The 1,837-nt window shown below is 31.9% G+C and carries 2 protein-coding genes; both read right to left on the bottom strand.

Going from position 1 to position 1,837, the window contains the following annotated elements; translation table 11 throughout:
• Positions 1–63: 63 nt before the first annotated feature.
• Complete coding sequence (gene pgmB / locus CN514_RS10710; RefSeq protein ID WP_098232569.1) at positions 64–735, bottom strand: beta-phosphoglucomutase; 672 nt, start codon at positions 733–735, stop codon at positions 64–66.
• A gap of 22 nt (positions 736–757) precedes the next feature.
• The gene (locus CN514_RS10705; RefSeq protein WP_098232568.1) at positions 758–1,777 is read right to left on the bottom strand and encodes a LacI family DNA-binding transcriptional regulator; all 1,020 of its coding nucleotides are present in this window, start codon (positions 1,775–1,777) and stop codon (positions 758–760) included.
• Positions 1,778–1,837: the final 60 nt, after the last annotated feature.

Here is a 1,837-nt window from a genome sequence, read left to right as displayed (position 1 = left end):
GGTTTTCGTTTTTTTATTATTAATTAATCAAAATGTTACTTTTATATAATAAATTTCAAGGTATTAAACTGTTAAATACTTATCAATAATACGATTAAGTTCTAATTCTTCAGTTGATGATAAAACTAGATTAGCATGGCCTAAAATTGTTGCATCTCCAATCGCAACTGAGTACATATTAGCTGAGTTAATTGCGTCTACACCAGCTGCTGCGTCTTCAACACCGATGCAGTTCTCAGGTTTAGCAGAAACTGCTTCGGCAGCTTTTAAAAATACTTCTGGATCTGGCTTAGAATTAATGACTGTTGCAGCATCAACGATATGGTCAAAATAATCAATAATACCTAAAGCTTTAACGACCATTAACGCATTTTTTGAAGCAGATGCCATTGAAATTTTAATACCAGCTTCTTTAATTTGCTTTAAAAATGATTCTATGCCAGGTAATAAGTCTTTTTCAGATATATTGCGTATTAGTTCCACATAATGTGCATTCTTATTTGTTGCTAAATCATTTTTTTCGCTTTCAGTGAAATCATTTTGTCTGTTTCCTAATGTTAGGATTCTTTCTAATGAATCTGTTCGGCTTACACCTTTTAATGTTTCATTAAATTCACGATCAAAAGGGATTCCTAAGTCTTCACCTAGCTTTTTCCATGCTAAATAATGAAATTCAGCAGTATCAGTAATTACACCATCTAAGTCAAAAATAAATGCTTCAATTTGCTTTCTCACAATGATACCTCCATTGATTCAATCAATTTAATTTTGCAACTGATTTTCGTTCGATCAGTTTTGTAGGAACGATAATATGATTCGTTTTTTCAGTTTTATTTTTTACATGCTTGAACAGTAAGTCTGTAGCAATTTCGCCTAGCTTCATAACAGGGATCTCAATTCCAGTTAAAGGTGGAGAAAATAACGGAGAAAAAATTCCATTATTATATCCTATAATTGAAATATCTTTCGGAATCGATATGCCCAACTTAGAAGTTGTATTATAAAGTCCGATAACCTTGAGATCATCTATTGCAAAAATTGCAGTAGGTAGATCTTTAGATTTCAATAGTGATTCTGAAGTTTCATAGGCTTTTTCCATTGTATATCCACTATCAATAATACGATCAGATCGAAGTGGAATTCCGTTATCAAGAAGACATTTTTTATATCCTTCCAATCTGTCAATTGATACATGATAATCAAGTGAAGAATGAAGGCATGCAATGTCTGTATGCCCTTGATTAATCAAATGTTGAACTAATTGATAACTGTCATTAAAGTTATCAGTATCTACTGAGTAAATATGTTGATAGTTTCCTTCAACTCTTCCAATAACGACTACTGGAATTTCATATTTATCTAATTCTTTAAAAAAGTCCTCATTTGCAGGTGAACTCAACATTAGAATTCCTTTGATCATTCTCCCACGAATTTTTTCTATGCACTTTTCTAACTCATCTTTACTATTTTTTGATGTTTGTATAATCACGTCAAAATTTTCTACTTCTGATCTCGTTGAAATAGAGTGAATAATCTCAGAGAAAAAGGTATTTCCCGCAGTTGTTTTCGTGGAGCGGGACATTACCAAAATGGCATCAAATCCAGATGATGTAAGAGCTCGAGCTAATTTATTAGGTTGGTAATTTAATTCTTCAATAGCTTTCATAACTCGGTTACGACTTTCTTCTGAAATATTATCTTTATTATTTAGTACGCGAGATACAGTGGACTTTGAAACGTTGGCTACACGAGCAATATCATAAATTGTAGGGCCCATTTGTATTCTCCTCTTCTAGGTTAAAGCGATTTATAAAATTAAATCGTTTACATTTTATAG

It is taken from the genome of Bacillus sp. AFS001701 (assembly GCF_002559405.1).
Lineage (GTDB): Bacteria > Bacillota > Bacilli > Bacillales > Bacillaceae_G > Gottfriedia.
This window is presented reverse-complemented; position numbering and strand designations above follow the sequence as displayed.

What these genes read in the sequence shown, in the direction of transcription:
- CN514_RS10705 (WP_098232568.1), bottom strand. Translation starts at nt 1,777, where the DNA reads ATGGGCCCTACAATTTATGATATTGCTCGTGTAGCCAACGTTTCAAAG.